Origin of the sequence: Enterococcus termitis (genome assembly GCF_001730305.1) — a bacterium.
Lineage (GTDB): Bacteria > Bacillota > Bacilli > Lactobacillales > Enterococcaceae > Enterococcus_L > Enterococcus_L termitis.
The window spans coordinates 75,171-100,934 of the sequence record NZ_MIJY01000045.1 but is presented as its reverse complement, the minus strand read 5'-3'; the positions used below and the strand labels follow the sequence as shown (position 1 = coordinate 100,934).

Genomic DNA, 25,764 nt, shown 5'->3' with positions numbered 1-25,764 from the left:
TTTCATTTTCTCCTCACTTTATTAAAAAATAATTTTTTTATTTGGTAAAGGTAAATATCCACCTTTTCCATCGTAATAATATTGTTCCCAAGATTTTTGAGCGTACTTATAAGTAAATGAATAGTCATATTTACTATTTTTCACCTTAAAAACAAAATGATACCCGTACTCAGGCGTGAAACTTTTGATGATTTTTAGATCATATATGCTATTTTTTTCTATAGAATCTTCTACTTTTAACAAATGATAGAACTTATTTGTCGCTATCGCTTTTTTTACTGGAAATTCATATAGTAAAAAAGAAGCAACAAACAAAACCAAAATTAAACTATACTTTTTCAAACGAATCTCCTTTCACTTTTAGTTAAAATAACATTACCATAAAAACATTTTATAAGTCAATATGAATTTGACATGTCTGTCTTCACAAAATTTTTTCTTTTAATTCCCTATTTTATTCCCTGTTCGTATTGACCATTCATGTTAAGTTCTCTATACTTATTGATGTAGGATAGAAACGAAAAAAGCTTTACGAACTCGGAAACGTTCATAAAGCTACATCACATATAAATAACCATTGGCACCTCAAGCATCCGGCGGGAACCAGATACTTGAAGGCCTTGTAAAGTCAGCAAGCACTGCCCAAACAAGTCGCCAATAGTCGCTAGCATTACCACTAGCTTCTTTCATTGTACAAAATTCAAGTGTCTTTGACTGCTTCTTTTTTGTATCGTTTTATTTGATGAGAAGTGAAAAAGTAAGGGTAGTTCATACTATTGATGATTAGGTATTGGGAAATTTTCCCGATATCTTTTTTGTTTCTATCCTATTTTGTAACAACGACCTGATAGAAAATAAAAAACGGCACCTCACAATTTTGGCGGGAACCAAAATCATGAGGCCCTGTAAAGTCAGCAAGCACTGCCAATACAAGTTGCCGATAGCCGATACCGAAGTACCAGCTTGTTTTATTGTACCCAATTTTAGTGTGAATTTCTACCTTATGTGAGAAATTCTTCTAAATTGCGTAGGCAAGTGTTCTGTGTTTGTGTCTATTGAAAACGATGAGGCGTGGTTCTGATCGTTTTTTGTTTGCCTATCTAGTTGGGCTTCAGATTAAATTTAGACTAGGAGAATGTGGATATGGGAAAATCACAGGAATCAAAAACAATCGGTTATCAGGATATTTTAGAGTTGCGAACCTATTTACGTGAATTGAAAACATGGCATAGCACCTTGCATTTTATGCCATACTTTCTTGATGCTAACGTCAAGAGAAGACCGCAAGAGATACAAGCTTGTGCTGAAATGTTTGAGGTTGTTTATCAAACATTGGATACTTTAATCGCTTCAGCGGATGAACATTTGACTACTCTTGTAGAAGCAACATAACTTTAAATAGTATAGAAAAAACGATGTAAGTAACCGTCTAAAAACTACTTATATCGTTTTTCTTTTTTAGTTGCTCACACTGTCTTTTCCCTATTCTCTATTTCTTACAACACTAACATATATCCCCTTGAGCGAACTGTTTTGATATATTCCGGTTTAGCCGAATCGACTTCGAGTTTTTTTCTTAAGTGAAAAATCAGATTGCTGACACGGTATTGTTTGTTCCCTGTTTCTGTATCACCAAATTCTCCATTCCAAATCTTTCTATATATTTCTTCATATGTAATCGCTTTGCCTGAGTGCTCTGCTAAATAAGAAATGACTTCAAATTCGAGTTTAGTCAAAGCGACTTCAACTTTGCCTTTCAAGAGAACACTTAAATTTGTTGCAATCAATTGAATCGGTATTTCTGTATTCGTTCGTTGCTCTGTAGTATTTTCCTCGATGGTTGGAATGTCGTCCGCTTTTATTCGCTTTAACAAGTTGGTAAGTTGTAGAAGTGATACTTCCTGTTCACTCTCTTCATTCAACACACCATCAGCACCTAGCTGTAGATATACTAATTTATTGGTTTTCATTTGATTTTTTGAAATGACCCAAATCAAGGCCTTACAGTTTCGTCTCAATTCCAAAATCAATTCACAGGTATGTTTTAAGCCTATCGCAGAATCCTCTTCTATGATCAATGCATCCATTTTATCTCCAGTATTCAGCACTTCTTCCCTCGTCATAGGATGAACGTGATAGATTGGTTGATTTAATTGATCCAGATATGTATCATCGCTGTGTTTACTTGCTTGTATAATGCCTATGTTGTACATCTTCGTCATCCTTCCTGTTCAATAAAACAGAAGCATTCTATCTGCTGAATACATTCATTGATTTCAACAGATAGCTCACTTTCTTGTCCCTATTTTCTTTCTAGTCTAGCGGTTTCTTTCTTTTATCCGTATTAGTCTTGTTTTTACGTTTTCTTTTCTTGCTTGCTTTTCGTTTTAATTCTGCTTCTCTTTTACGTTTTTGATACACCATCCAGCTGATCAGACCGATAATGATTACAACTAAAATTGCGCCTCCAATGATTATGTATATTAAGTAATCGTTTGGTTCTTCTACTAAGTCAACCGCTTCATCATTGAATTTTTTCGCTTCATCTGCTGTGATCTCAAAGGCCTTTTCAAAGGGCCAGGTCTTGCCATCTGCTTCAACTGTCATTTTCATGACATACTTTCCAGGTTTAAACGCTTTATTGGCCATCTTGATACCGAAGCCAAAGTTTGAGTTTGGTGCCATATTTAAGTTTTCTTGTTTAGTTGTATAGATTGCTGTTTTTAAATCATTTTCAGCATAGACTTGTGCATTAACTGTCATTTGTCCTAAAATTCTTGCCATTGGATTTTGCAAGGTTGCCACAACTACATTCCGATAATTCCGTTGACCAGCTGCTACATCTAATAGGTTTAGATCAGATTCAATTGCATCGTCCTTTTCAGATAAACGAACACCCACAACATAAGCAAACTTATTTTCAATCTGCATACCTGCATCCGCTTTTGTTTCTCCATCTGTTTCTTTTTGAGTAAAGTAAAGTCCACCTAAAATGATTCCTTCAAATGAGCTATTCGGGACGTTGACTAGAACTGTCACCACTTTTTTTTCTTTTGGTGCCAGTACCACTTCTGGATCTACCTTAGCGATTCTAGCAAAAGGCGTTTTTAATGATTTGTCCAGTTCTGGTTTTACTTCACCGTAATCTATTACACCGTTATCATTTGTAGTAGCTGTATTTGCCTGTATCTGAACAGTTACTTCTTCATCTTTATTATTTTGGAGCGCCACTTTTAGTTCTTCTTTTTCTCCTGGTGTGACTCTCAAATCAAAATAGGTCTTATTCTTGTCCAGTTGGTTATCCGGTAATTGAGCTTCAACTGAAAAGCTCATTTCTTCGGCTGCTGCCTCTATGTTAAATAGGACACACATAACCACCATACTTAGGATTGCGACAATCGGTTTTATACATTTATTCATCTTCAGTTCCTCTTTTCTTTGTTCATCCCAACACCCTTATTTATGAAAAACAGCTGAAAGAAAGAACTGTTTTACAGGGACTGTTGATGCTTATTCCCGTTGTCAGTGAAACATTTTCTTATTTCTTTCAGTTGTCCTTATTCAGAAAAAGGGGTATCTGTTAATGTCCATGTTAGACTTGTTTGGTAAAATCCGGCGACTTTTTTAGCGTCCCCAGGGATTTTTAATTGAATCCCAGTTTTTGCTGCTTCTAGGTCTTTTCCAAAATAATCGACCCATGTTCCCATTCCTTGATCTGTAGCAGCAGACATAACCATCGCCGACTTACCATCAGCAGTTAAGGTAAAATTAGCATTCGCTGTTGGTGACGTATTGTCTTTACCTGACTTGCTGCTTAAAACGGGTGAGGTAAATATTAATTCTGTTCCATCTAAGCTATGTGCACCATTTTTGAATGCACCATCTTGTTTGACCATTAGCGTCCAGCCAGAATTTGTTCCTCGATGATCGGTAATTTGAACAAAATTCGGTACTTCGATTTCGACCTCTTGGCTATTGATCACACGATCTGGTTTCACTTGATACACAGCATCATTTCCGTTCGCTTCTTGACTGCCAAATTGTAAATTTGACACATAATTTAAACTTAATGGCCCTTTAGTACTTGGCTGATGTGGATTCTTCCCATCGGTATCTGGGGCTGGTTTTACTGTTTCATTTGGATCTGTTGGATTTACTGGCTGTTCCCCATCACCAGTATATTTTTCAATGGTTACATAGGCATTGGAGCCTGTGCTTGCTTCGTCATCAGCAAGAGCTGTCACTGGCATTACCAGTAAAGCCAACAAGGTACTAAGCATTATTTGATTTTTCATCCCGTCACTCCTTAATAAACTAGATGTTATTTAAAGTATGGAAATTATAGATCCTTCCATACTTTAAACGCTCTAGAATCTTGTTGATTTAGCTAGCTGGTGCGTCAGATAATGTCCATTGAATTTTTGCTGTATAGCTGCCTTCTGTTTTTTTGATATTCCCTGGAATCGTTAAGTGAACACTGTTGGCAGCATCTCCTAGTGATTCTTTTTCAGGTGCAAAAAGCGTTCCATACATAATATTCCATGTTCCCATCCCTTTATCAGCTGATGCCGTTGCAATCGGTGCATCCGCTCCAGTTGCTAAAGTCACTGAACCACTTGTAACTGTTGGCGCATAAATCGCATTGTCTTCTGTTTGCGGTTGTGTCCAACCATTATCAAGAGTGATGTAGCTTCCGTTTAAAGTCGTTTCACCATTCGTGAATTGTTCTGCCATTTTTGCTGTAACATTCCAACCAGCTAGGTTTCCGCGGTTATCTGTAACTTGAATAAAGTTCGGACGATCTTGTTTACCACCATCAACAAAGTTTGGTGTTGGTAATTTTGCTGTGTACGTTTCTGTATTCCCTGACATTTTAATTGTGCCAAAATCAAAAGCTGTTAGTAAGCTTAAACGTAGTGAAGAATTTTGTCCTGGATCAACAACGCCGCCTTCGCCACCTTCACCGCCGCCAGGAGGAGTGATTTCGCCGCCGTTCCCACCATCAGTACCTCCACCAGGTCCAGTGATGTTGCCGCCTTCTCCGTCGTCGCCGATTAGTGTCACTGTTGCATCACTTTGTGCTTTAACTGGATAAACTGTCTCTTCTGCTTGTGCTGATTGAGCGCTTAAAAGTGTAGCCGCAATCAATGTTGCTGTTAATAATGTTACTTTTTTCATTTATCTTTCCCCCGAATATCTTCTTTTATTTATTGTCTATTTCATTTTAAATAGTGCAGTAGGAGATCTACTCCTACGCACATTTTTCCTATTAGTTAGATGGAGCGTCTGTTAATGTCCATTTAAGATCTGCTTTATACGCAACATTTGCTTTTGCTTCAGCAGTAGCTGGGATCGTTAATTTTACGCCAGTATCTTCTACTAATGTTTCATAGTCAGCACCAGCTAATGTTTCTTCTTGACCGAATTTCAATGACCACGAACCTGTTCCTGCATTAGCTTTAGCATCTAAAATTGTTTGTGCGCCTGCATTTAATGTCTTTTCAGACGAGAACGTTGTTGGTGCAAGTGGACTTGTTAATTCGATTTCTGAAGGACCTGCAATAGTTGGTTGAGTTAATGTGATGTTTGCGCCTTTAAGAGTTACTTCTTGATCATCACTATCTTTCCCTTTAAAATCGCCTGCTGAAACTTCTAAGTGCCAGCCGCTTAATTTACCACGGTTGTCTACTACTTGGACAAAGTTTGGAATGTTTTTATATACAGTTGATTGTGCTGGTGTAATCTCTTTGCCATCTTTGTCAACATCATTCAATGTTAATTGCGTTCCTTTAGCCCATTGTGTCATACCGTTGGCGTTTAATTTAATTGGCTTAAATTTTGTAAAGTTTGTATCATCATCCGATCTTTCGTTGAAGCGGAAGTTAGATACATAAGCAATATTAAAACTTGGGTTTCCGTCACCTTTATTTCCATCACTACCATCTGGATCAACAATACCACCTTCACCGCCGCCTACTGGAGGGACAACTACTTCTGGTGTATCAGGATCTGTATTTGCTTCAAATTGAACCGTTGCTTCAGTATCTGCTTCTGGTTTCTCTACTGTTGCTAACGCTGTTTGATTGCCTAAAATAAGTGTGCTAAACGTTAGGATTCCCAATCCTGCTAATGTCATTTTTTTCATTGTTTAAATTTCTCCTTGTTATTCATTATTTTTTATAGGTTCTACTATTTTTTCTTCACTACTTAATTACTTTTTTTATGGTGCAGTAGAAAAGACCCAAACTAAGTTTGAACGATAGCTCTTGTTTGCTTTTGGTTGTGCAGTAACTGGAACAGTTAATTTCACACCAGAAGTAGCTGCGCCTGTTGTAGTATCGTCAGTTGCAACTGTGATTCCTTTTAGAGTGGTTTTATCTGCTTGAGCTCCCCATGTTAACGACCAAGTTCCTTGTCCTTTACCAGCAGCTGCTTGCAGTACAGTGTTCGTTCCTGTCAAAATGTCTTTATCCGCTGTTAAAGATGTCGTTGGTGCTAGACTGGCGCTGTCTAAAAGTCCAACAACTTGTGGTTCTGTTAAATTGATTTGAGCACCTGCTAATTGGCTTGTTGTAATTTCTTGACCTGCATCATTTAACTCATAAAAAGGTGTTCCTGAAACTTTTACATTCCAACCAGCATTGCTTCCTGTGTTATCTGTTACTTGTAGGAAGTTCGCTAAACCAGCAGTTTTGTCTCCTGTTGGCGTTAATGTACCACCAGTTTCTGTCGCCCAGTTCAATGTTGTTGGTTGAGCAAAAGCGGTCATGGATTTACCTGCAATTTTGATTTCACCAAATTTGAAATTTGATACCCAATTGATGTTGAACGCTTTTGTCCCGTTACCACCAGTACCTTCGCCACCTGGATCAACAACTCCTGGCTCTTTATCTGGATCAGTTGGATCAACAACTTCTGGTTTCTCTGGATCAATCGTGCTAGTATCTTCAACAAATTTAACATCTGCCTTACTATTTGCTACTGGATCTACAGCTAACGCACTTGGCGCTCCTATAGTTAATGCACATAAACTGATTAACCCCATGCTTACTAATTTCGTTGTGTTGATTTTTTTCATATCTAAACTCTCCTCAATACTTTTTTATATATAAACGTTTTTACACGTTTATTTCTTTTTTTGACGGCTTCGGATCATAACAATTAGAATGAGCATAAGCCCAAGCCAGCTGATTGTATTTCCGATTATTTCCCCGGTTTGCGGTAAATTTTTGCCTGCTGGTTTTACTTCTTGCTCTGTCACTAGAACAGGCGAATTTGTATCTGGTAATTCTTCTGATGCAGTAGAATTTGCTTCATAATCATTTTCAAAGCTGATCCCTGCATTACTTTTCATCGACGCCTCTTCTGCTAAGACCGTATGCTGGTTAGAAAAACCAACAATCAACGCTAGAAGAATGGCAATCAAATACTTTACTTTATTTTTTCTCATGTCATCCCCCTGCTTTATGGTGCACTCGTCAAAATAAACTCGACATCTGTTGAATAAACGGCGTCTTTATCAATCACCCCTGGAGGGACTTGTAAAAAGAAGCCTTGCTCTGCTGACCAAGTAACATTATTACTGGCACTAGGATTTTCTTTTGTATAAATCGTTTGATACCCACTATTTAAACTAATCGTACCGCTTGCTTGTTTGAGTTTTAATTCGGCGCCTTTTAGTTGTTTCGAATTAGCATCACTTGTTTTAAATGGCTCACTCATTTTCGCTTGAATGACCCATGCAGCTTTGGTTTGACGACTATCTAATACCGTAAAGCCCCAATTTGGATCTGTTCGTTTAATTTCTTGGGTCTGTGATTTAATTGTCTGGCTGCCGAAACTTAACGAAGACAATGGTGAAACGATTTGTAATTCTGGTCCAGTGCCGACAAACGTCGTATCATAGGCATACGTTACATACTGATTACTAGTCGTACTTGTTGGTTCTGCTACTAGAACACGACCATTATCACTTTCACCGACAGCTAAATTAAGTTTGGGATAGGTCTTAAAGCCATTTGGTTTGATTTGTGTATAGTTACTGCTCGATCCACTCGTAGTGAAATAAGCTGCTAAGCTGTTGTAATGTGCGTCGTAAAGTTCTGTTGTAGCCGTTGATTCAGAAGCAATACTCACTTCTTTCGGTGTTAGTTGATTAAAGTAAAGTGGTTTAAAACCGTCTTTCGTTACTAGTACGAAAATGGTTTCGTTATTTGGTAAGTCCGCTAATGGTTGCGCTGGACCTTGATTGTTTGTATACAATGCGTGTTGTCCTTGCTTAACGTAGACTTTTAGAACGTCGCCGTAGTTTACACTTAATTTGCCATTGGTTCCTAATTGGTCGACCAACTGTGCTGGTGTTTGACTGCCTAATCCTTGAATTGTCACATCATTTACTGCATTTGGGCCATCATTCACTTCTTTGGCATTACTCTGGCCAGTTGCCTGACCTGACATATCTAGATAAGTTACCTGATAGAATGGATCATCTGCTGCTGCACTTGCTAAGGCAGTACTCTCATTTGCTTTTGGCAAGTTACCATAAGCAGAATTTAGATACGGACGTTCGTTACTGTCTTCGTGTAAAGTTAGAGCCAATGTAGATTGCCCAGATCCATTAACCGTAGTTCCACTTCCACCAAGCGCTAAGGAATTTCCCCAAGTTACGTTGACTGGCACTTCTACATCAGTCGATTGACTTAGATCAGCTGCGTTAGCAACATTAACGGTCATTATACTATCAGTTGTAATACGATCCGTCGTTGGTGATGTGACTAAGGTAACTGTATAGTCTGTAACTTTATTACTACCTTCCATTACATCTTTGACTGTTTCTTTAAGATTTGCCGCTTTCCAATAACTTTCATCAGATCCTAATGGAATTGATTGAGCGACTGGCTGAGCTGTCAAATCTGCACCAATGGAAATCGTAATAGTTGTTTCACTCGTCACACTATCTTTGGTTCCTTGAATCGTTGCTTTATATTCTGTTTCTGTTGGATTTGCTGTTAAATCAGTTGTCTTAACAGCTAGTTTTATATCTGTCGATAAACCTGTAGCGTTGTCCCAACCTTTTGCTTTTGATTCTTTTAAAATTAGGTCTTTGATTTGTGTTTCTGATAAATTCGCTAATTTCGCTTTAGACACGGTAAAATCATTCGCTGCAACGGTTAGACCGGTTGTCGGCGGTGTACCTGAAATAACATTTACTGGTACTTCGATAATTTTTGTTTGTGTCGGTTCTTCTTTATCCGTCATACGAACTTCAACGATTTGTAGTCCAAGTTTTGAGGTATCTGGATAATCAGATGCATACTCATAAATTGCAGTATGCCCTGGCAAAATCACAGGATCTTTGATTAATTCACTAGCTGCCTTGCTCCACGTTGTACCTTGTTTAATGGTTTGAGCAATTGGTTGTCCCCCAAGATTATAGACATTGACACTCACAGAATAATCATTGGAAGGCAAGTTTTCCATCGCTCCCTCAGTTTCATGAATCCCTAGCATACTCGTTGTATAATTTTTAATTGATCCTGGCTCGTTATTAAGTGTAGAAGGTAAGGTCGATCGTGGAATTGTCAGTTGACCTTTAGATTCTAGATTTTGATCCGCTATAAAAGGAATACTTAATTTTTCCTCATTTGGATACTCCACATAAATCGTACCGTTACCACCAATGTGAGGAATACTAGCTAAAGTATAATCGGTGACAAAATCACCACCTTGATAATCTTGATAAATATTCCATTCTTCTGGATCGGATGTTAATCTCATATATGGTAATTCTGTCCCTGCAAAAATTTCATACCCTGCTTTTAGAGCTTCTCCACTGGCTACAGGTCGATAAGGTGCACCCAATTGATATGCTGTATCGACGTTTCGTACGATAACTTGATCTTTTGCATAATTATATTGTTCGATTCCTAGTTGTGAAAAATCATGTTTAAACCAATTGGTGGTTTGCAATGAATTAGGGACATTAGCTGGTGAAGCACTTGTATAACTACCTGGTGCTTGCATGCTAAAATCAGATAAATTCTGGCCTGTTGAATCCTTCAGTTTAATCGTAAACCGTATACCTGTTGAGGGTTCCATATAAAAGCCGCTGTTATTACCTAGAGAATAAATTGGCACGTTATCAACGTAATAATTGGTATCAACATTCTCCAACATAGCCAGACTGCGTGTTGTTGAAGCAGTATTATACATGGATAAATTAACAGAAAAATTCAAATTTTGACTGATTTTCAAATCGTAAACATAGACCAACTGATTAGCTTGATCAACTAAAATTTGTCTAAGTTGATTGCCTTTCTTCAAATAAAACTGGCTGACAAACTTACTATTTAAAGTTCCATATCCTATGCCCATCTGTCTATCGGCTGAATTGGAACCCGCCAGACCAGCTGTACCATTAGGATAAACGGCTTTGCCATCTACAAAAGGAATCGAAGCAACTTTCGCAGAATTATGGATATATGTTCGGTTCGCACTATCTCTAATCACAAATCCTTGAAGAGCTGAACCACCAGTGTTAGCTGAGCCCGTCATCCCTTTTCCATTAAACCCTATTTTAGAATTGTTAATGGGATTTTCGATAAAGCCATCTGTTGCACCTACTGGAACTGTCTGCCAGCCTTCTAACAAATCATTAATGATATTATCCGCCAACAGAGTGTATGTTCTTTTAACTGTTTTTACTGAGTTATCTGCTAGTGTGATCGAAAAAGTTAGTTCATAGGTACCAGCATTAGAACTTACAGTTAAACCTGCTACGTCAGTAATCGTGATTGGTAATTCAGTTCCCGTAGTTACATCCCAGGCCGTTAAACCTAACTTCTCTTTAAGATTGGCTGCTAATTCGATGGTCGTTCCATCTGTTATGTCAGATTTTTTTAGAATGTTTAGTTCTCTACGTGTACCGTAGGCCATATTGTCGCTACCAGAGATCGTCACATTGTCACTAGTAACGGTTATAGGAACTTCGATAACTGTTGAGACTGTTGGATTATCCTTGTCAGTCATCTTGATATAGCCCCATTTAAATCCTGTTTCACTAGCATCATAGGTATTGGCTGGCACAGTTGGCGTTCCAGACTTGTCTGCTACCCACTCGTATGTAGCACCTGTAGATGTGGCAGCCGCTGTTGTTTGGTATTTTAGCAAATACGTTATACCATTAGTTCCCATACTTGGTGATGTATTTTGAGCCGTTGAAAAGTAGGTTGACCGTAATGTCGCGCCAAAAACCGTTACAGTTCGTGTTGTAGTGGCATTTGTCCCATTGAAACTAGCAGTGAAAGTCGCAGTATATGATCCTACCGTATTATTAACGGCTGTCGTTGCTGTGACAGATACTGGTAGTGACTCACCGCTAGTCATATCCCAAGCACTTAAGTTTGCCTTCGATTGAATCAAAGCTTGTATTTCTTGATTTGTTTTATCCTTTATTTCATCTGGGTATAGAATAATTCGGCTATCCGCCTTGACCATGGCCTGATTCGTGAGAAGAGCGGTTGTAGTACTGTTTGTAATATTGACTGGAATCGGTACTTGGATACTTGATGAGCCCGTCTTTTCAGTTATCTTGACATAAACCGTTTGAAATCCCTCTGCAGCACTACTTGGTGTCACTGATGCTCCTTCAGCATCGACATATTCAAATGTAAAACCGGTCGATGGTGCTGGAATCGTCAATCCAGTTACTAACTTAGCAAGCTCTGAGGTTGACGCCCCAGCTGTCGGAAAAGCACCGTTTTGAGCAATTGTGACAACTTTGGGTGTAGCTTTTAAGCCTTGCTCATTCGATACCACAGTCAATGCTCGGCTTAAGTCTCCAGCTGATCGAGTTGTTTTTTCTTTAGAATTAGTTTCTTCACTGCTAGGTGCATTGATCTCATTTTCTGCTTTGAGTAATGTATTCGATTGACTCCACCAAATTCCCATCCCTAAGATAGTCATTCCAACGCCTAACATCTGCCATTTTTTTATCTTTGTTCGTTGTTGCCTCATTGAATTATTTTCACTCCTTATCTTGCCGTTCTTTTCATCTCTTGTTTGAAGGCCGCCACCCCCTTTCAAAGGCCTTACCTATTTTGCGACCTGGCTATGTATTTTTTGTTTCACGGTCGCTCGGGTATATTTATAAACAGTTCCAATTGAAACGTTACATGCTTTGGCGACCTCTTGAATCGTCATCTTCTCTTTTTCATACATATAACGAATTCTTTCAATAATATCCAAACCAATAGCAGGTCTACCACTAGCTGTTCCATTTTTTTTGGCAGTTTCTAACGCTTCATCCGCCCTGATGCGGTAGGCTTTTTTATCATGTGTTGCCATTAAATATAAAAATTCGATATAAATGCCGTTGGAAAATAAATTTGTTTGAGAAAACTCGTTGATGATCAATGAACCCTTATTCTTTTTAATCAGTGACAAAATAGGATATAATTGGTTGATCGTAAATTTATTGCCAATACTTGCTAAATCAACAATAATCATCTCATGATCAATATTCTTCTTTACAAACTGTTCAAAGCTATCTATCTCTGATAAATGAACATCTCGATCGACAATCGATTCACATCCTAATCTATATAAAATCTCGTACTCTTTATTCGATGAACGATTCGTATAACCAATTTTCATATCCGCCACTCCTTTTCTCATAATGAATAGTTACGCTTCAAAAACGCTTGTGCAGTAGGACACGTTTTCTTAAAACTTATGTTACGTGAATATTACAAGCGATTCTACTTCAAAATCCTCATTAATCAACTGATGTTTTAGAATAAACGGCTAATTTATCTACATTTTTTCACGATTAAAAAGGCTTACATCCTCTATATTATAGTAATTACACATTGTGTTATGTTTCACAAAAACTATTTAAAAATAGGCAATTAAAATAAAAAAAAAGTTTATTAAGCAAATTTATTTGTTAAACATTATATCTAGGGACTATAATAACTGTGAGGTGAAGGCTTATTGAAAATCTACTAGATAATCAAGAAAAGAGATCGTTGTTGTTTCTGCGAACGCTCTATAATAATGAACGATGGTTTACAGAAAAGGAATTATCAAAAATCGGAAAATGTTCTTCTGATGCGACCTATCGAACATTGAATCTATTAAGACAAATTAAATATGATCAAAATGATAGCCTTGAAATTATTAGCAAAAAAAATAAGGGCTTTTTTTTACAAGCAACACCCCTACATTCGATTGGCGAAACGGAAAGTTTGTTTATTAAAGATACGATCAGTTACCGCTTGATCGACTTGATTTTTCATGAACAAGGATATTCTTTGGCAGATTTAGCTGATATCTTTTACGTCTCCACTAGCACAATTTATCGAAAGTTAAAAAACCTCGCGGAATATTTCAACGAAAATGGTCTCACTCTTAATATGAATAATTTTGTTATTTCAGGACCTGAACATGCAATTAGAGAATTTTTTTATCGCTTTTATTGGTCGGTTATTAAGAGCTCCCAATGGCCATTTAAATCAGTTTCATTTGAAGAAATCTTAACTCTTTACAGTGAAAAAATGAGCGCTGTATCTTTTCAATTAACCGATACTGAACGACTCCAATTTCTATATCGCTTAGCAATTAACCACATTAGATATCAGCATCAGCATTTTATAACCACAGCTCCTAATAAAAATATTGTCGATCCCTACATTAAAAGTTATTCACAATACATGAAAAAATTTATAACAATAGAAGTTCCTGCCAAGTATCATGTTAATGAATGGACATTTTTGTCGTTGCTCTTAATTTCAAGTCCCGTTTTTGATGAACTTCATATTGATTACGAAATCAGAGTGAATTGGCACAAAAACAAGAAAACTCCCGCTTATTTATTTGCCATCAGTATTATTCATGCATACAAACTACGCAACGAAAAGCTTATCTTTATGGATGAAACTAAATTGATTTTTAGGTTGTTGTCTTCTTATGTATATACAGTTGCTTTTCCTGATTTAACGATTCATCATTTAAATGTTGCTAGTATGCTTCATTCTGTTTCAGAGCTTAACTACATATTTTTTGAACAGTCTCAGCAAATTATGAGTAGCATTCTTCATCTTTTCCCAGAGGCTATAAAGCAGTTTGACCAAGACTATTTACTATACAATATCCTTTTAATTGCTAGTTCATCACTGAAATTAGAGGAGATAAGAAAAGAAATTACTGTAAAATTGATCTGTACTGTAGAGCCACTTAGCGAAGAATATCTCAGTCAAAAGTTAATCAAATTCTCAAACCACGATTTAATTGTTCATACAGGAACTACACAACAAGATCATGATAAACACTATGACTTATTACTATCGGATATTCAGTTTGATAAACATGTCTATCCCCACGCTTCAAAAACCTATATTTGGGATTTTCTTCCGAATGAGCGAGACTGGAAGAATATATTTGCGCTTATAGACTCCATTGCTAATGAAGACGAATATAGATAAAATTTAAATTCCGTTATACAAAAAAGACGACGAGATTGATTTCTCATCGTCTTTTTTGTATAAAATTAGATATACTTCCCTGTAATCGAACGACTATCTTTTATTGCTCCCGGTTCCCCTTCAAAAACAATTTCTCCACCTTGATTGCCACCATCTGGTCCAATATCTACGATCCAATCTCCTTGCTTGATCAAATCAACATGATGCTCGATTACCACCACCGTATTTCCTTGATCTACTAAATGATTCATAATTTGAAGTAAATGCTCAATATCAGATAAATGTAATCCAGTAGATGGCTCATCCAAGACATAAATACTGCCTTTTTTGTAAAACTCACTAGCTAATTTCATGCGCTGACATTCACCGCCTGATAAGGTGTTCATCGGTTGTCCCAACGTTAAATAGCTCAATCCAACTTGATCCATAGCGTTGATTTTCTTTAAAATCGCTGACTCTTGGAAGAAGTCCAACGCATCTTCCACTGTTAACGCTAGTACTTCCGTGATGTTTTTCCCTTGGAACTGATACGCTAAAACTTCTTGTTTATAGCGCTTGCCGTGACAGACATCACATTCACTTTTGATCGCTTCCATAAAGGCTAAATTTGTCTCGATAAACCCTTGTCCTTTACAATTCTCACAACCACCCTTGGAATTGTAACTAAATAAGGATGGTGACACATCGTTTGCTTTGCCGAATAGTTTTCTAATGTTATCCATGATGCCAATATACGTCGCGGGATTGGAACGTGAATTCGTTTGTGCGGCAGCTTGATCGATCACGATTGCTTCGGGATACTCCGCTAAAAAGGAATCTTTGACTAAGGTACTTTTCCCTGAACCTGCTACACCTGTGATCATCGTCAATGTTTTTTTAGGAATCCGCAGTGTACTGTTTTTTAAATTGTGCATGGTTGAAGAACGTCCTTGGTAAAATTCTTTCGCAGGTCGAACTTCGCTTTTTAATACGGTTTGATTGTTCAAAAAGTTTCCAGTTAGCGTATCTGATGCAAGTAATTCTTGATAGGTTCCTTCAAACATGATGTTCCCACCATGTTTTCCAGCTTGCGGCCCAACCTCGATTACATGATCGGCAATTTTGATCACATCTGGATCATGTTCAATCACAATCACAGTATTGCCTTTATCTCTCAGCTTAAACAACAATTCATTTAACCGATGCACATCTCTGGGATGCAGCCCAATACTGGGTTCATCAAAGATATAAATCAAATCTACCAAACTATTGTTTAAATGCTTGACCATCTTCACACGCTGCGATTCACCGCCAGATAAGGTAGTCGTTTCTCGTTCTAAACTTAAATAGCCTAAGCCGATTTCAACTAAATGACTGATTTTTTCTTTCAAATTTTTAATAATAGGTTGAGCATTAGGAACATCTAATGTGTCCAGCACTTCGAGCATCGTTCCAAGTTCCATCGATGTAAAATCAGCAATCGAATAGTCTCCGACTTTTACAGCTAAGGAAGCTTGGGATAAACGTTTCCCATCACAAGTCGGACAACAAGCTTCTTGTGTATATTCATTGATCAGCTTTTGGGTTCTTGGAGAAATTTCTCCTTCTTTTTGTAGATATAGACGATTAAATTTAGTAAATAGTCCTTCGTAACTTAAATTAACCCCATCGATCTTCACTTTGAAATCTTTTCCATAAAGCAATGTTTCTAATTCTTGTTCCGTGTAATCCTCAATTTTTTTATCATTATCAAAAAGTCCTGAATCTAAGTAGCCTTTCATATACCACTCAGTATTTTTAAACGCCGAAAACTGAATAGCTCCACTATTTAGAGACTGCGAACGATCCAAAAATTTCTCTTCATCGATACGTACCGTTTTGCCGATACCTTGACATTCAAGACACATCCCGGCTTGGTCATTAAACGAAAAATAATTGGCTGTTCCAATACTTGGTTGACCAAATCTTGAAAAGAGCACCCGCAATAATGGATTGATATCCGTGATCGTTCCTAACGTTGAACGAGAATTTCCTCCGAGACGTTTTTGATTGATGACCACTGAAGTGGATAAATTTTCAATACTGTCTACGTCTGGTTGTTGGTACTTCGGCAGAAAGTTTTGGATAAAGGCGCTAAAAGTTTCATTCAACTGCCGTTGAGATTCATTGGCTATTGTTTCAAAAACAATCGAAGATTTTCCTGAACCTGACACTCCTGTAAAAACAGTGATTTTTCGTTTCGGTATTTTTACAGAAACATTTTTCAAATTATTCTCTCTCGCCCCATTGATCGTTACATATTCTGTCATAAAAATCCTCCTTAAAATAAAAATGATCAACACTTTCTGCGAAAGTCTTGTACTGTTCAACATCAGTTCACTCTATTCACTGTGTTTTCACAGCAAAAGCGTAACAAATCGGTTAATCCTGTAGAAAATTAGGAAATTGACATTGAAATGCTTTTTATTTCACTGACAATTTATCTATTTTCCTAAGGATTGATTTGTGCAGCTGGATAACAGTTAAAAGCGCAGCGGGCTCGTGTAGCTCTGACTGGAAAATAGGAAAAATCGACTGAGTCGCTCTTTGGCTCATTCTATTTTTATCTTTTTCCTGAAGAGCTAGCCCGAGTAGCTGGATATCACCAGACTAACCCTATCGTAGCACATTCATGCAAGTTCTAAGGTTTTAGATTGTATTCTGCTTTAAATCAATTATAATAAGAGAAAACATTGTCATCCGGAGGAATTGTTCATGCTGTTTAAGCCAATTGAAATCGCAAGAGAATTAAATATTAGTACAAGCTTGTTACGGCACTATGAAAAAAAGCTGTTACTTCCCTTACCCAAGAGAAGCAACAGTGGTTATCGGCTTTATACGGAAGAAAGTCTTCACTATTTTCGGGCAATTAGAACAACAACGATCACTTATGGCTATCACGTAACTCAAAAAATCATGACAGCTATTCAAGCTGGTAATTATTCTGCCGCTTTTTGGTTACTCAATGATGAACAAGTCAAATTGCATCAACGAAAAAAAATATCCGACCAAACCTTAGCCCTCCTTCACGAAGAAGAATGGCAAGACATCACACAAATGCCAAAACGCGGTTGGTTAACGATCGGCGAAACCGCTGAACGTTTAGCCATCACAGAAACAGCTATTCGACACTGGACCAAAGAACAACTTCTTGAAGTTCCTCGTGATCCAGAAAGTAACTATCGAATGTTTGATGAACACGCGATCCAGCAATTATTATTCATTCGCATGATTCGTGCCTCTACTTGGTCATTAGATGAGGTTCGGGAAATCCTAGCTCAATTTCACGCTGATTCTCCTAAACGAATGATTGAACTTGCCGAGCAATCCTTACGTTCTTTGAATGAATTATTGAAACGGCAAATGATTTCTACGAAATATATTTATGCATTGATTCAGTTTTTAGAGCCTAATTTTTTTGAAGATTTTCCTGATTCTGATTTTTATTGAGTTATAATACAGCATAAATGGCTATTATGTACCTATCAAGTAACTATCTTGGCGATGACTACAAGCTCACACTCTCGATAGAAATATCCTTTCTGTGTCATTCTCATAGTCAAAACTTCAAGATAGAAATCGGCGTATTCTTCAATGAAGTATAATTTTTTTCGAAATTGCGATTGAAAATACACGAGTATAGAACATTTAAAATGTACTCAATAGCAATTTGTGACGAAAAAGTCGAAACTTTAAAATCCGCTTCTTCATTGTTTGGAATCGGATATACGACAGTAGCATACTTAGCCAGCTGACTTTTTAAATTTGACGTAATTGCAATGATCGGTGTCCCTCGTTTAGTAAAAATTTGAGCCTCGTTTACCATTTCTGCTGTATTTCCACTATAAGAAACAATGATCGCAACATCCTCTTTTGTTGCATTATTTGCCAGATAAAATTGTTCTGGCTGTAAATGAACAAGCTGAATATACATATTGATGCGCAAAAGTTTGGTTTGAAAATCAGTTAATCGAATAAAGGAATTACTCACTCCAACAGCCATGATATTTTTTGCATTTAACAGTAAATCAACCCCTTGATTCAAGTCTTTTTCTGTTAAAATCGTTTGTGTTGAATAAATGGTTTCTTCTGTAAGCTGAGCAATTTTATTTGCGACCATACTATCAGAATCTTCTCTGTTAAAAGGCATGTTCGCATCAATGTTGCGAATATTTCGATAGTACACTTCCAAATCTCTGGAAAGTTTGATTTTAAACTCTTTAAACCCACTGTTTCCTGCCTTTTGGCACAAACGGACAATCGTAGATGTAGAAGAATTAGTTGTAGTTGCCAATTCATAAATTGACATATGTAGAACTCTTTCAGTATGTGCCAAAATAAATTCAATGATCAATTGTTCATTATAAGTAAATTTCTCCGTCTGCTTCAGTTCTTCAATTAAATTCATAACCTCACCTTTCGTTTGTAAGAAAAGAAACTATGTTTCTCGTTAAGTATACCTTATCCCAATTATTTATGAAACATAGTTACAGAATTCGTGTTTCCTATTTACTTAAGAAAGCGTTTTAACTAAGATGTGCTTATAACAAATAGATTGTTGGAGGAGATAAAAATGGAAAAAATGACTAGTTGGGTCGAGTCATCTTTGGTTCCAAAAGTGTCAAAAATTACAAATCTAAGGTACTTTCAAGCATTACGGAATGGTTTTTTTGCCATTATACCATTGACGATCATCGGATCGATTTTCATGCTGATCACAGATTTTCCTGTTCCAGGATATGAAGAGTTTATGGCAGGTATTTTTGGTTCAGAGTGGATGAATTTCATTTCACCAGCATATAGAGCAACGTTTAATATGATGGGAATCATTTTTGCTGGAACAATGTCTTATAAATTAGCAGAAAGCTATAGTATGGACAAATTGACCTCACTCGTTTTGGGAATTGTGGCTTATGTGGTGGTTTTACCTAAAAGTGTTACAACTGAAACAGGTGAAGTCGTGAATAAAGTTCTATCTTTTGATTGGTTAGGAACACAAGGCGTTATTACCGCTATTATCATGTCCATCATTTCTGTTGAGTTGACACGTTTTTGTTTGAAAAAAAAGCTGATTATCCGCATGCCCGAAAGTGTCCCTACGATGGTCAGTCAAGCATTTAGCGCATTGATTCCAGGAATCTTTATTGTAGCTGTTTCTTTAGTCATAAATGGTGTTGGCGTGGTCTTTTCAGAGTCATTCCCGCAATTAATTTATACATTGATTCAAGCACCACTTCAAGGAATCATCGGAACTCCTTTTGCGATTGTTTTAGTCGCTGGTTTGAATGGTTTACTGTGGTGGTTTGGTATCCATCCAACTGTGATCAACTCTATGCTTTATCCAATCCTATACGCTAATGCAGATAAAAATCAGGCCTTAGCAGAATTAGGTCAACTTACCACTCAAACAGGTAATTTTGGAACAGTTCAGATGTTGGATCAATTCGCTACGATCGGCGGCGCTGGATGTACGATCGGTTTAGCGATTGCAATGGCAATTGTTGCCCGCTCATCACGAATGAAGGCTATGTCAAAAATCTCATTTGTCCCTGCTTTTTTCAATATTAATGAACCTTTGATCTTTGGTCTTCCAGTTATTTTTAATCCATTGATCCTGATTCCAATCACCATTGCTCCGATTGTTTCTGTATTGATTGCCTTATTATCAATGAAGGTCGGTTTTATGCCGATGTTTACGAGTATTCAAGCACCATGGGCTACTCCCTTTATTTTTTCTGGTTTTCTAGTGGGACAATGGCAAGGAGCTGTTACCCAAATCATAGCGGTGATTGCTTCGGTAGCTATTTACTATCCTTTCGTTAAAGCATTAGACAATCAGTACAAAAAAGAAGAGCTTCATGAAATACCCGACACACTATAATCTAGCTTCACGAGCTGGCACTTCGGAAAAAAGACAAAAATAGAATGAGCCAAAAAATGTCTCCATCAATTTTGTCTATTTTTCAGTCAGTGCTAAACGAGTTCGTTCAGCTTTAAAACTTAAGGAGAAAATGATGATGAAAAATGAATATGATGAAAATATTTGCTGTGAAGTAGAAAAACAGACTGAAAAAAGCTATCACTCGATGGCTCCCGAAATAGTTCAAACGTCTTCCTTTTCTTTTCCAACCTATGAAGAGTTTATCGCTGTAAGTGCAGATGAAAAGAATAACTATGTCTACACTCGAGGAACGAATCCAACAACTGAAATACTGGAAAAAAAGATTGCTCGACTTGAAAGAGGAGCAAAGTGCAAAGTATTTTCATCAGGTATGGGCGCTATTTCCGCAACCATGTTTACGCTCCTATCACAAGGTGACCATGTTTTGATGGTCAATACGATATACGGTGAATCACTGTCCTTTATCCAATATATGGAAAAATTTGGTGTAACATTAACCAAAATAGATGTCTCAACAACTGCTGAAATCGAAGCTCATATTCAGTCTAATACCAAAGTGATTTATTTTGAAAGTCCTTCTTCTCAAAAATTTGAACTGTTGGATTTAGAAAAAATTACTGCAATGGCTCAAAAACAGAATATACGTACTGTCATCGATAATACTTGGGCATCCCCTTTATTTCAGCATCCATTAGATTATGGTGTGGATATTGTGATCCACTCTTGCTCAAAGTATATCGGTGGTCATTCTGATATTGTCGCAGGGGCTGTTATAGGCGAAGAAAAGTTAGTTGATGAGATTTTTGAAAATGGACATCAATCGCTTGGTGCAGTCAACAGTCCCTTTAATTCGTGGCTAGCCATTCGAGGTTTGAGAACATTACCTGTACGTATGGCTCATCAGACTCATGCGATCCAAACTGTTTTAGATCATTTAAAAGAAGATCCTCGAATCAGTAAAATTCATCATCCTTATTTAGCTGTTGGTGAACAAAAGGAACTTGCGGATAAATATTTAAGCGGCTATGGTTCATTGTTTGCCATTGATTTAGAAGATACCGATTTTACGCGCCTTAAAGCATTTGTCAATGCATTAGAAATTGTAACTATTGGTGTTAGCTGGGGAGGCTTCGAAAGTCTAGCACTACCAGTCGTTAAAGGAAATAACTTGGATGCTGTGAAAAAACGCGGACTGTCTCCCGCACATATTCGGATGTATGTTGGTTTAGAAGAACCGATGTCAATTGTTGAGGATATTCAACAAGCATTAGACCAGGTTTATGGTAAATAGGTTCCCTTCTAAAAAAATAACACAATAATTGAATGTGACAATTAATGTGTCTGACTAAAATATGGTGTTGGTTGGTAGTAAACGTTCTGTAAATAAATAAAAAGATACGCTCTAGAGATAAAAAAACAAATTGTGTAAGTCAGTCATCCACTGCTTATGCAATTTGTTTTTCACTATTTGGCGTAAGAAATTTGATCCCTACCAAGTAGAATACAGACTCTTACTTATCATACCTCCCGATTCAACACTTCATCTTGGATCATCCCACTCGCCTTCATAAACATATACGTCACAACGGGTCCTACAAAAGTAAACCCATGCTTTTTCATATCTTTTGCTACAGTTTTAGATAAAGGGGTGACATTGGGCACTTCATACGCCTCTTCATATACATTCAAACAAGGAACACCGCCAACAAAATCCCACATATAATCCGCAAAACTGCCATATTTTTTTTGCACAGCTAAAATCGCTTGAGCGTTTTGAATCGTGGCGTTGATTTTTCTCGGATTACGAATCATTTCTGGATCTTTTAGAATTCTTTCAACATCATCCGGCATCATAGCCGCCACTTTTTGGATCTCCATATTATGGAAGTTTCTTAAAAAAGCATCTAATTTTCCAGCCGCTGCTTTCCAACTTAAACCTGCTTGAAAGGTGCCCACTGTTAATAAAATAAACAATAAACGATCATCATGCGTAGGTTTTCCCCATTGGTTATGGTACCAATCAAATTTCGAAGGTTGTTTCTCTTTCATCTTGTTTATCTCCTAAAATAACTGTTTTACTTATCATATCATAAAAAGATGGACGACCTTATTTAGTCACAGCTAAAAAAGGTTTGACTGATGTTCAAACGCTAAAAAATAGCCGACCAAAAAGCTTTTTACGATTTCCGGTCTGCTATTTTATTTGTCTTATGACTTACGTCCTAAGCTTTTAACACATCTATTTTAGTAAATCCAACATCGCTTTTGTAATATCAACAGCTTTCAAGCCATAAACTTCTTTCAAATACTCTAGTTTACCAACTTGACCAAACTGCTCTTTGACACCGATCCGTTTCATTTTTACAGGATGATTTTCTACTATTATTTCAGCAACAGCACTCCCCAACCCGCCAATCACATTATGGTTTTCTGCAGTTACGATTGGGCCTAATTTTGCTGCTTCGATCACGATATCTTCATTCATCGGTTTGATCCTAAACAAATCGATCACTTGAACTGAAATCCCTTGTTTCTCTAAATCAGCCGCTGCCTGAAGTGCTTCTGCTACCATGATCCCACTAGCAAAAATCGTCCCTTCTGTTCCTTCTTTCAACTTACAGTAGCCTTTAGAGAAATCAATCGCTTCATTATATAGCGGCGTTGCTTTTTTACGAATCGTCCGAATATAGAACAATCCTTGTGCTTTGTGGGCATCTTCTAAAATCGCTTTAAACTGATACGGATCTGACACTTCATAAATATTGTTGTTTGGAATCACCCGCATCAAGGCAATATCCTCAAACGGCATATGGGTGCCACCGTTCATTTCAGCCGTAACACCGGGATCGGTTCCCACGATCACCGCATGATTCTGAGCATACCCCAAAGAAAGAAAGACTTGGTCAAACGAACGTCTCGTTGCAAACGGCGCAAAGGTGTGGATGAATGGAATAAAACCAGTCACGGCTAACCCAGCTGCTGCGCTCATTTCTTCGGCTTCCATAATGCCGACATTGATATATCGTTTGCCTAGTTGTTCTTTTAATTTACTGGTCCCCATTGAACTGGCTAAATCTGCTTCTAATGCTACGATTTCCGGGTCTTTTTCTGCTAATTCCAACAATGTTTTTGTATAAACTTGCCGCATTTCTAAGTCTTTCATTACTGATTCACCTCAATCTTTTCAGCCAGCGCTTCGATCGCTTCTTTAATCGCTATTTTTCCTGCTTCATCTGGGCGGACATGATGATTATCCGCTAATTCTTCAAAGTAAGGAACACCTTGTCCTTTGACTGTATCTAAAACGAGGGCTGTCGGTTTACCTAACGTTTGTTTTGCTTGTGCAATCGCCGATTCGATCGCCCCGACATCACTACCATCCACACGCCAGCTGCTAAACCCAAAGGCCTGCATTTTTTCGACAAAATCAAATGGTTCACTAATATCCTTTGTATAACCATCTAGCTGTTTTTTATTATCATCGATCAACACAATCAAGTGATCCAGCTTTTGATGCGCTGCAAACTGAAACGCTTCCCAGCATTGCCCTTCATTTAACTCCCCATCGCCAACAAGCGCAAAGGTATAATTTTCTTTTTCTAATAATTGATTGCCTTTGGCAATCCCTGTTGCAGCTGAAACGCCTTGCCCAAGTGAACCTGTTGTCATATCTACTCCTGGCGTCTTGATCCGATCTGGATGAGAAGGAAGCTTTGTTCCATTTTGATTTAAACTAAAAAGAAACGCTTCATCGAAATATCCTTTTAAAAATAATGTAGCATACAACGCAGGACCTGCATGTCCTTTTGATAAAATAAAATAATCACGGTCTGGATCGTCCTTTTTTTCAGGTGACACATTCAAGACTTTTCCATACAAGACAGCCAACGTCTCAACGATCGACAAACTGCCGCCGAAATGACCAAACCCCAGATTATCCAATTCTCTCATCGTATAATAACGAATCTGATCTGCAAATTTCTGAGCATCCATTAGGCAACCTCCTTCGTTTCAGTTGTCTTTTTCTTTCCAAATAGGGTTAGTGCAAGCAGTAAAGCTAACACTGCAACAATGCCTACAACCACTGCGATTTGTCCACCCATATCAGCTAATTTACCAAGGAAAATCCCCGTCACACCATAATCTGTATCAGAGAATGTCGACCCTTGGAAACCTAAATCGCCCATTACAGGCATCAATAAAATCGGCATAAAACTAATGATCACGCCATGAATAAATGAACCCACCACAGCTCCACGCACACCACCTGTTGCATTTCCAAAAACACCTGCCGTTGCCCCGCAGAAGAAATGCGGTACTACACCTGGAATAATCACGGTTGTACCTGTGGCGATCATAATAAACAAGCTAACGATTCCCCCAACAAAACTAGTTAAAAAGCCAATCAACACAGCATTTGGTGCATATGGAAAAACGATTGGGCAATCTAATGCTGGAATCGAGTTAGGTACTAATTTCTCAGAAATTCCTTTAAATGCTGGTACAATTTCAGCTAAAATCAAACGAACCCCAGCCAAGATCACAAATACACCTGCCGCAAACATCCCTGCTTGTTGTAACGCATAAATAATATAATTCGTTCCATTACTTAGATTTTCAGAAATAAACGCATTCCCTGCAAACAGCGCTACGATTGTATAGACAATTCCCATTGTTAAGGTAATACTCACAGTTGAATCTCTTAAAAAGGATAGCCCTTTTGGAAAATTGATATCTTCTGTTGATTTCTCTTTATTCCCTACATATTTTCCGATAAAACCACTAAGCGCATAACCGAAGTTTCCTGTATGACCTAATGCAACTGAATCATTTTTGGTGATTTGTTTGGTAAACGGCTGGGCGATGGCTGGAAAAATCGTATTCGCCAAGCCTAATGCTAAACCACCCACTAAGACTAACGGCACTGCACTCATGTTTGTCACACTCATAATCACAGCAATCATACACGCCATATAAAGCGTGGCATGACCCGTTAAATAGATATATTTAAATTTCGTAATGCGGGCGATCAAGATATTAAATGCCATTCCCGCTAACATAATAAGTGCTGTATAAGTGCCATACTTTGTTAAAGCCAAAGCAACGATCGCTTCATTATTTGGTACTACGCCTTGCATGTTAAAGGCATGCTGGAACATTTCTCCAAACGGTGCCAATGACCCTTCGATCACTCCAGCTCCTGCTGTTACCACTAAAAACCCAACAAAGGTTTTGATTCCGCCACGGACAACATCTGAAATCGGCTTTTTCTGTAAGCCTAAACCTAGAACAGCGATCAGTGCCACTAAAATTGCTGGCGTACTTGCAATATCGATCAATATATTTAACACACTATTCATA

At 37.6% G+C, this 25,764-nt stretch carries 21 protein-coding genes; 5 read left to right on the top strand and 16 right to left on the bottom strand.

All coding sequences use genetic code 11. The annotated features are described in order from the left end of the window. Positions 1–21 precede the first annotated feature (21 nt). The gene (locus tag BCR25_RS17110) at positions 22–342 is read right to left on the bottom strand and encodes a hypothetical protein (protein ID WP_069664824.1); all 321 of its coding nucleotides are present in this window, start codon (positions 340–342) and stop codon (positions 22–24) included. A gap of 801 nt (positions 343–1,143) precedes the next feature. Here BCR25_RS17110 and BCR25_RS17105 point away from each other — a divergent pair. Next, a complete protein-coding gene (locus tag BCR25_RS17105; protein WP_069664823.1) occupies positions 1,144–1,392 on the top strand; it encodes a hypothetical protein in 249 nt (82 codons plus the stop codon). Between the two features lie 104 nt (positions 1,393–1,496). Here the strand turns inward: BCR25_RS17105 and BCR25_RS17100 are convergent, their stop codons facing one another. The 9 genes from BCR25_RS17100 to BCR25_RS17060 all read right to left on the bottom strand — a co-directional run bounded on the left by BCR25_RS17100 (position 1,497) and on the right by BCR25_RS17060 (position 12,654). After that, positions 1,497–2,213: a winged helix-turn-helix domain-containing protein gene (locus BCR25_RS17100; RefSeq protein ID WP_069664822.1), complete on the bottom strand. Its 717-nt coding sequence runs from the start codon at positions 2,211–2,213 to the stop codon at positions 1,497–1,499. A 100-nt stretch (positions 2,214–2,313) separates the two neighbouring features. Next, on the bottom strand, positions 2,314–3,420 hold the full coding sequence (locus tag BCR25_RS17095; RefSeq protein WP_069664821.1) for a WxLIP family cell surface protein: 1,107 nt from the start codon (positions 3,418–3,420) through the stop codon (positions 2,314–2,316). A gap of 137 nt (positions 3,421–3,557) precedes the next feature. After that, positions 3,558–4,295 (bottom strand): WxL domain-containing protein, encoded by a 738-nt coding sequence (locus tag BCR25_RS17090; RefSeq protein ID WP_069664820.1) that lies wholly within the window; start codon positions 4,293–4,295, stop codon positions 3,558–3,560. 88 nt (positions 4,296–4,383) lie between these two features. Continuing rightward, positions 4,384–5,178: a WxL domain-containing protein gene (locus BCR25_RS17085; protein WP_069664819.1), complete on the bottom strand. Its 795-nt coding sequence runs from the start codon at positions 5,176–5,178 to the stop codon at positions 4,384–4,386. A 91-nt stretch (positions 5,179–5,269) separates the two neighbouring features. Beyond that, positions 5,270–6,145, bottom strand: coding sequence for a WxL domain-containing protein (locus BCR25_RS17080; protein WP_069664818.1), 876 nt, complete (start codon positions 6,143–6,145; stop codon positions 5,270–5,272). Positions 6,146–6,220: 75 nt separating this feature from the next. After that, a complete protein-coding gene (locus tag BCR25_RS17075; RefSeq protein ID WP_069664817.1) occupies positions 6,221–7,078 on the bottom strand; it encodes a WxL domain-containing protein in 858 nt (285 codons plus the stop codon). A 48-nt stretch (positions 7,079–7,126) separates the two neighbouring features. Beyond that, positions 7,127–7,450, bottom strand: a complete 324-nt coding sequence (locus BCR25_RS17070; protein ID WP_069664816.1) for an LPXTG cell wall anchor domain-containing protein — start codon at positions 7,448–7,450, stop codon at positions 7,127–7,129. Between the two features lie 14 nt (positions 7,451–7,464). Beyond that, complete coding sequence (locus BCR25_RS17065; RefSeq protein WP_069664815.1) at positions 7,465–12,015, bottom strand: hypothetical protein; 4,551 nt, start codon at positions 12,013–12,015, stop codon at positions 7,465–7,467. 78 nt (positions 12,016–12,093) lie between these two features. Beyond that, positions 12,094–12,654 (bottom strand): helix-turn-helix domain-containing protein, encoded by a 561-nt coding sequence (locus tag BCR25_RS17060; protein WP_069664814.1) that lies wholly within the window; start codon positions 12,652–12,654, stop codon positions 12,094–12,096. Between the two features lie 338 nt (positions 12,655–12,992). On the opposite strand from BCR25_RS17060, the gene BCR25_RS17055 reads away from it, so the two are divergent. Next, a complete protein-coding gene (locus BCR25_RS17055; RefSeq protein ID WP_083242739.1) occupies positions 12,993–14,483 on the top strand; it encodes an AcpB/EbpR/MafR family transcriptional regulator in 1,491 nt (496 codons plus the stop codon). Between the two features lie 65 nt (positions 14,484–14,548). Here the strand turns inward: BCR25_RS17055 and BCR25_RS17050 are convergent, their stop codons facing one another. Next, positions 14,549–16,771, bottom strand: coding sequence for an ATP-binding cassette domain-containing protein (locus BCR25_RS17050; protein WP_069664812.1), 2,223 nt, complete (start codon positions 16,769–16,771; stop codon positions 14,549–14,551). Between the two features lie 445 nt (positions 16,772–17,216). Between BCR25_RS17050 and BCR25_RS17045 the strand changes: the two genes are divergently transcribed. Then, positions 17,217–17,951, top strand: a complete 735-nt coding sequence (locus BCR25_RS17045) for a MerR family transcriptional regulator (protein WP_069664811.1) — start codon at positions 17,217–17,219, stop codon at positions 17,949–17,951. Positions 17,952–18,060: 109 nt separating this feature from the next. Here BCR25_RS17045 and BCR25_RS17040 read toward each other — a convergent pair whose 3' ends face one another. After that, on the bottom strand, positions 18,061–18,909 hold the full coding sequence (locus BCR25_RS17040; RefSeq protein ID WP_069664810.1) for a MurR/RpiR family transcriptional regulator: 849 nt from the start codon (positions 18,907–18,909) through the stop codon (positions 18,061–18,063). Positions 18,910–19,074: 165 nt separating this feature from the next. On the opposite strand from BCR25_RS17040, the gene BCR25_RS17035 reads away from it, so the two are divergent. Further along, positions 19,075–20,382 (top strand): PTS sugar transporter subunit IIC, encoded by a 1,308-nt coding sequence (locus BCR25_RS17035; protein ID WP_069664809.1) that lies wholly within the window; start codon positions 19,075–19,077, stop codon positions 20,380–20,382. Between the two features lie 136 nt (positions 20,383–20,518). Further along, positions 20,519–21,694, top strand: a complete 1,176-nt coding sequence (locus tag BCR25_RS17030; protein WP_069664808.1) for an aminotransferase class I/II-fold pyridoxal phosphate-dependent enzyme — start codon at positions 20,519–20,521, stop codon at positions 21,692–21,694. 227 nt (positions 21,695–21,921) lie between these two features. On the opposite strand, the gene BCR25_RS17025 is transcribed toward BCR25_RS17030, so the two are convergent. The 4 genes from BCR25_RS17025 to ulaA all read right to left on the bottom strand — a co-directional run bounded on the left by BCR25_RS17025 (position 21,922) and on the right by ulaA (position 25,763). Beyond that, on the bottom strand, positions 21,922–22,452 hold the full coding sequence (locus BCR25_RS17025; protein ID WP_069664807.1) for a DNA-3-methyladenine glycosylase I: 531 nt from the start codon (positions 22,450–22,452) through the stop codon (positions 21,922–21,924). Between the two features lie 190 nt (positions 22,453–22,642). Further along, positions 22,643–23,566 carry a transketolase family protein gene (locus tag BCR25_RS17020; protein WP_069664806.1) on the bottom strand — a complete coding sequence of 308 codons (924 nt, stop codon included), beginning with the start codon at positions 23,564–23,566 and terminating at the stop codon, positions 22,643–22,645. Then, a complete protein-coding gene (locus tag BCR25_RS17015; protein ID WP_069664805.1) occupies positions 23,566–24,396 on the bottom strand; it encodes a transketolase in 831 nt (276 codons plus the stop codon). The genes BCR25_RS17020 and BCR25_RS17015 overlap by 1 nt, the downstream gene beginning before the upstream one ends. Next, entirely contained in the window at positions 24,396–25,763 is a 1,368-nt protein-coding gene (ulaA, locus tag BCR25_RS17010; protein ID WP_069664804.1) for a PTS ascorbate transporter subunit IIC, read from the bottom strand. Before ulaA ends, BCR25_RS17015 begins: the two co-directional genes overlap by 1 nt. Between the last annotated feature and the right edge of the window lies 1 nt (position 25,764).

Excerpts from the sequence above, each read along its gene's own strand:
- BCR25_RS17105 (WP_069664823.1), top strand. The coding sequence starts at position 1,144 with ATGGGAAAATCACAGGAATCAAAAACAATCGGTTATCAGGATATTTTA.
- BCR25_RS17100 (WP_069664822.1), bottom strand. The coding sequence starts at position 2,213 with ATGTACAACATAGGCATTATACAAGCAAGTAAACACAGCGATGATACA.
- BCR25_RS17095 (WP_069664821.1), bottom strand. The coding sequence starts at position 3,420 with ATGAATAAATGTATAAAACCGATTGTCGCAATCCTAAGTATGGTGGTT.
- BCR25_RS17090 (WP_069664820.1), bottom strand. The coding sequence starts at position 4,295 with ATGAAAAATCAAATAATGCTTAGTACCTTGTTGGCTTTACTGGTAATG.
- BCR25_RS17085 (WP_069664819.1), bottom strand. The coding sequence starts at position 5,178 with ATGAAAAAAGTAACATTATTAACAGCAACATTGATTGCGGCTACACTT.
- BCR25_RS17080 (WP_069664818.1), bottom strand. The coding sequence starts at position 6,145 with ATGAAAAAAATGACATTAGCAGGATTGGGAATCCTAACGTTTAGCACA.
- BCR25_RS17075 (WP_069664817.1), bottom strand. The coding sequence starts at position 7,078 with ATGAAAAAAATCAACACAACGAAATTAGTAAGCATGGGGTTAATCAGT.
- BCR25_RS17070 (WP_069664816.1), bottom strand. The coding sequence starts at position 7,450 with ATGAGAAAAAATAAAGTAAAGTATTTGATTGCCATTCTTCTAGCGTTG.
- BCR25_RS17065 (WP_069664815.1), bottom strand. The coding sequence starts at position 12,015 with ATGAGGCAACAACGAACAAAGATAAAAAAATGGCAGATGTTAGGCGTT.
- BCR25_RS17060 (WP_069664814.1), bottom strand. The coding sequence starts at position 12,654 with ATGAAAATTGGTTATACGAATCGTTCATCGAATAAAGAGTACGAGATT.
- BCR25_RS17050 (WP_069664812.1), bottom strand. The coding sequence starts at position 16,771 with ATGACAGAATATGTAACGATCAATGGGGCGAGAGAGAATAATTTGAAA.
- BCR25_RS17045 (WP_069664811.1), top strand. The coding sequence starts at position 17,217 with ATGCTGTTTAAGCCAATTGAAATCGCAAGAGAATTAAATATTAGTACA.
- BCR25_RS17040 (WP_069664810.1), bottom strand. The coding sequence starts at position 18,909 with ATGAATTTAATTGAAGAACTGAAGCAGACGGAGAAATTTACTTATAAT.
- BCR25_RS17035 (WP_069664809.1), top strand. The coding sequence starts at position 19,075 with ATGGAAAAAATGACTAGTTGGGTCGAGTCATCTTTGGTTCCAAAAGTG.
- BCR25_RS17030 (WP_069664808.1), top strand. The coding sequence starts at position 20,519 with ATGAAAAATGAATATGATGAAAATATTTGCTGTGAAGTAGAAAAACAG.
- BCR25_RS17025 (WP_069664807.1), bottom strand. The coding sequence starts at position 22,452 with ATGAAAGAGAAACAACCTTCGAAATTTGATTGGTACCATAACCAATGG.
- BCR25_RS17020 (WP_069664806.1), bottom strand. The coding sequence starts at position 23,566 with ATGAAAGACTTAGAAATGCGGCAAGTTTATACAAAAACATTGTTGGAA.
- BCR25_RS17015 (WP_069664805.1), bottom strand. The coding sequence starts at position 24,396 with ATGGATGCTCAGAAATTTGCAGATCAGATTCGTTATTATACGATGAGA.
- ulaA (WP_069664804.1), bottom strand. The coding sequence starts at position 25,763 with ATGAATAGTGTGTTAAATATATTGATCGATATTGCAAGTACGCCAGCA.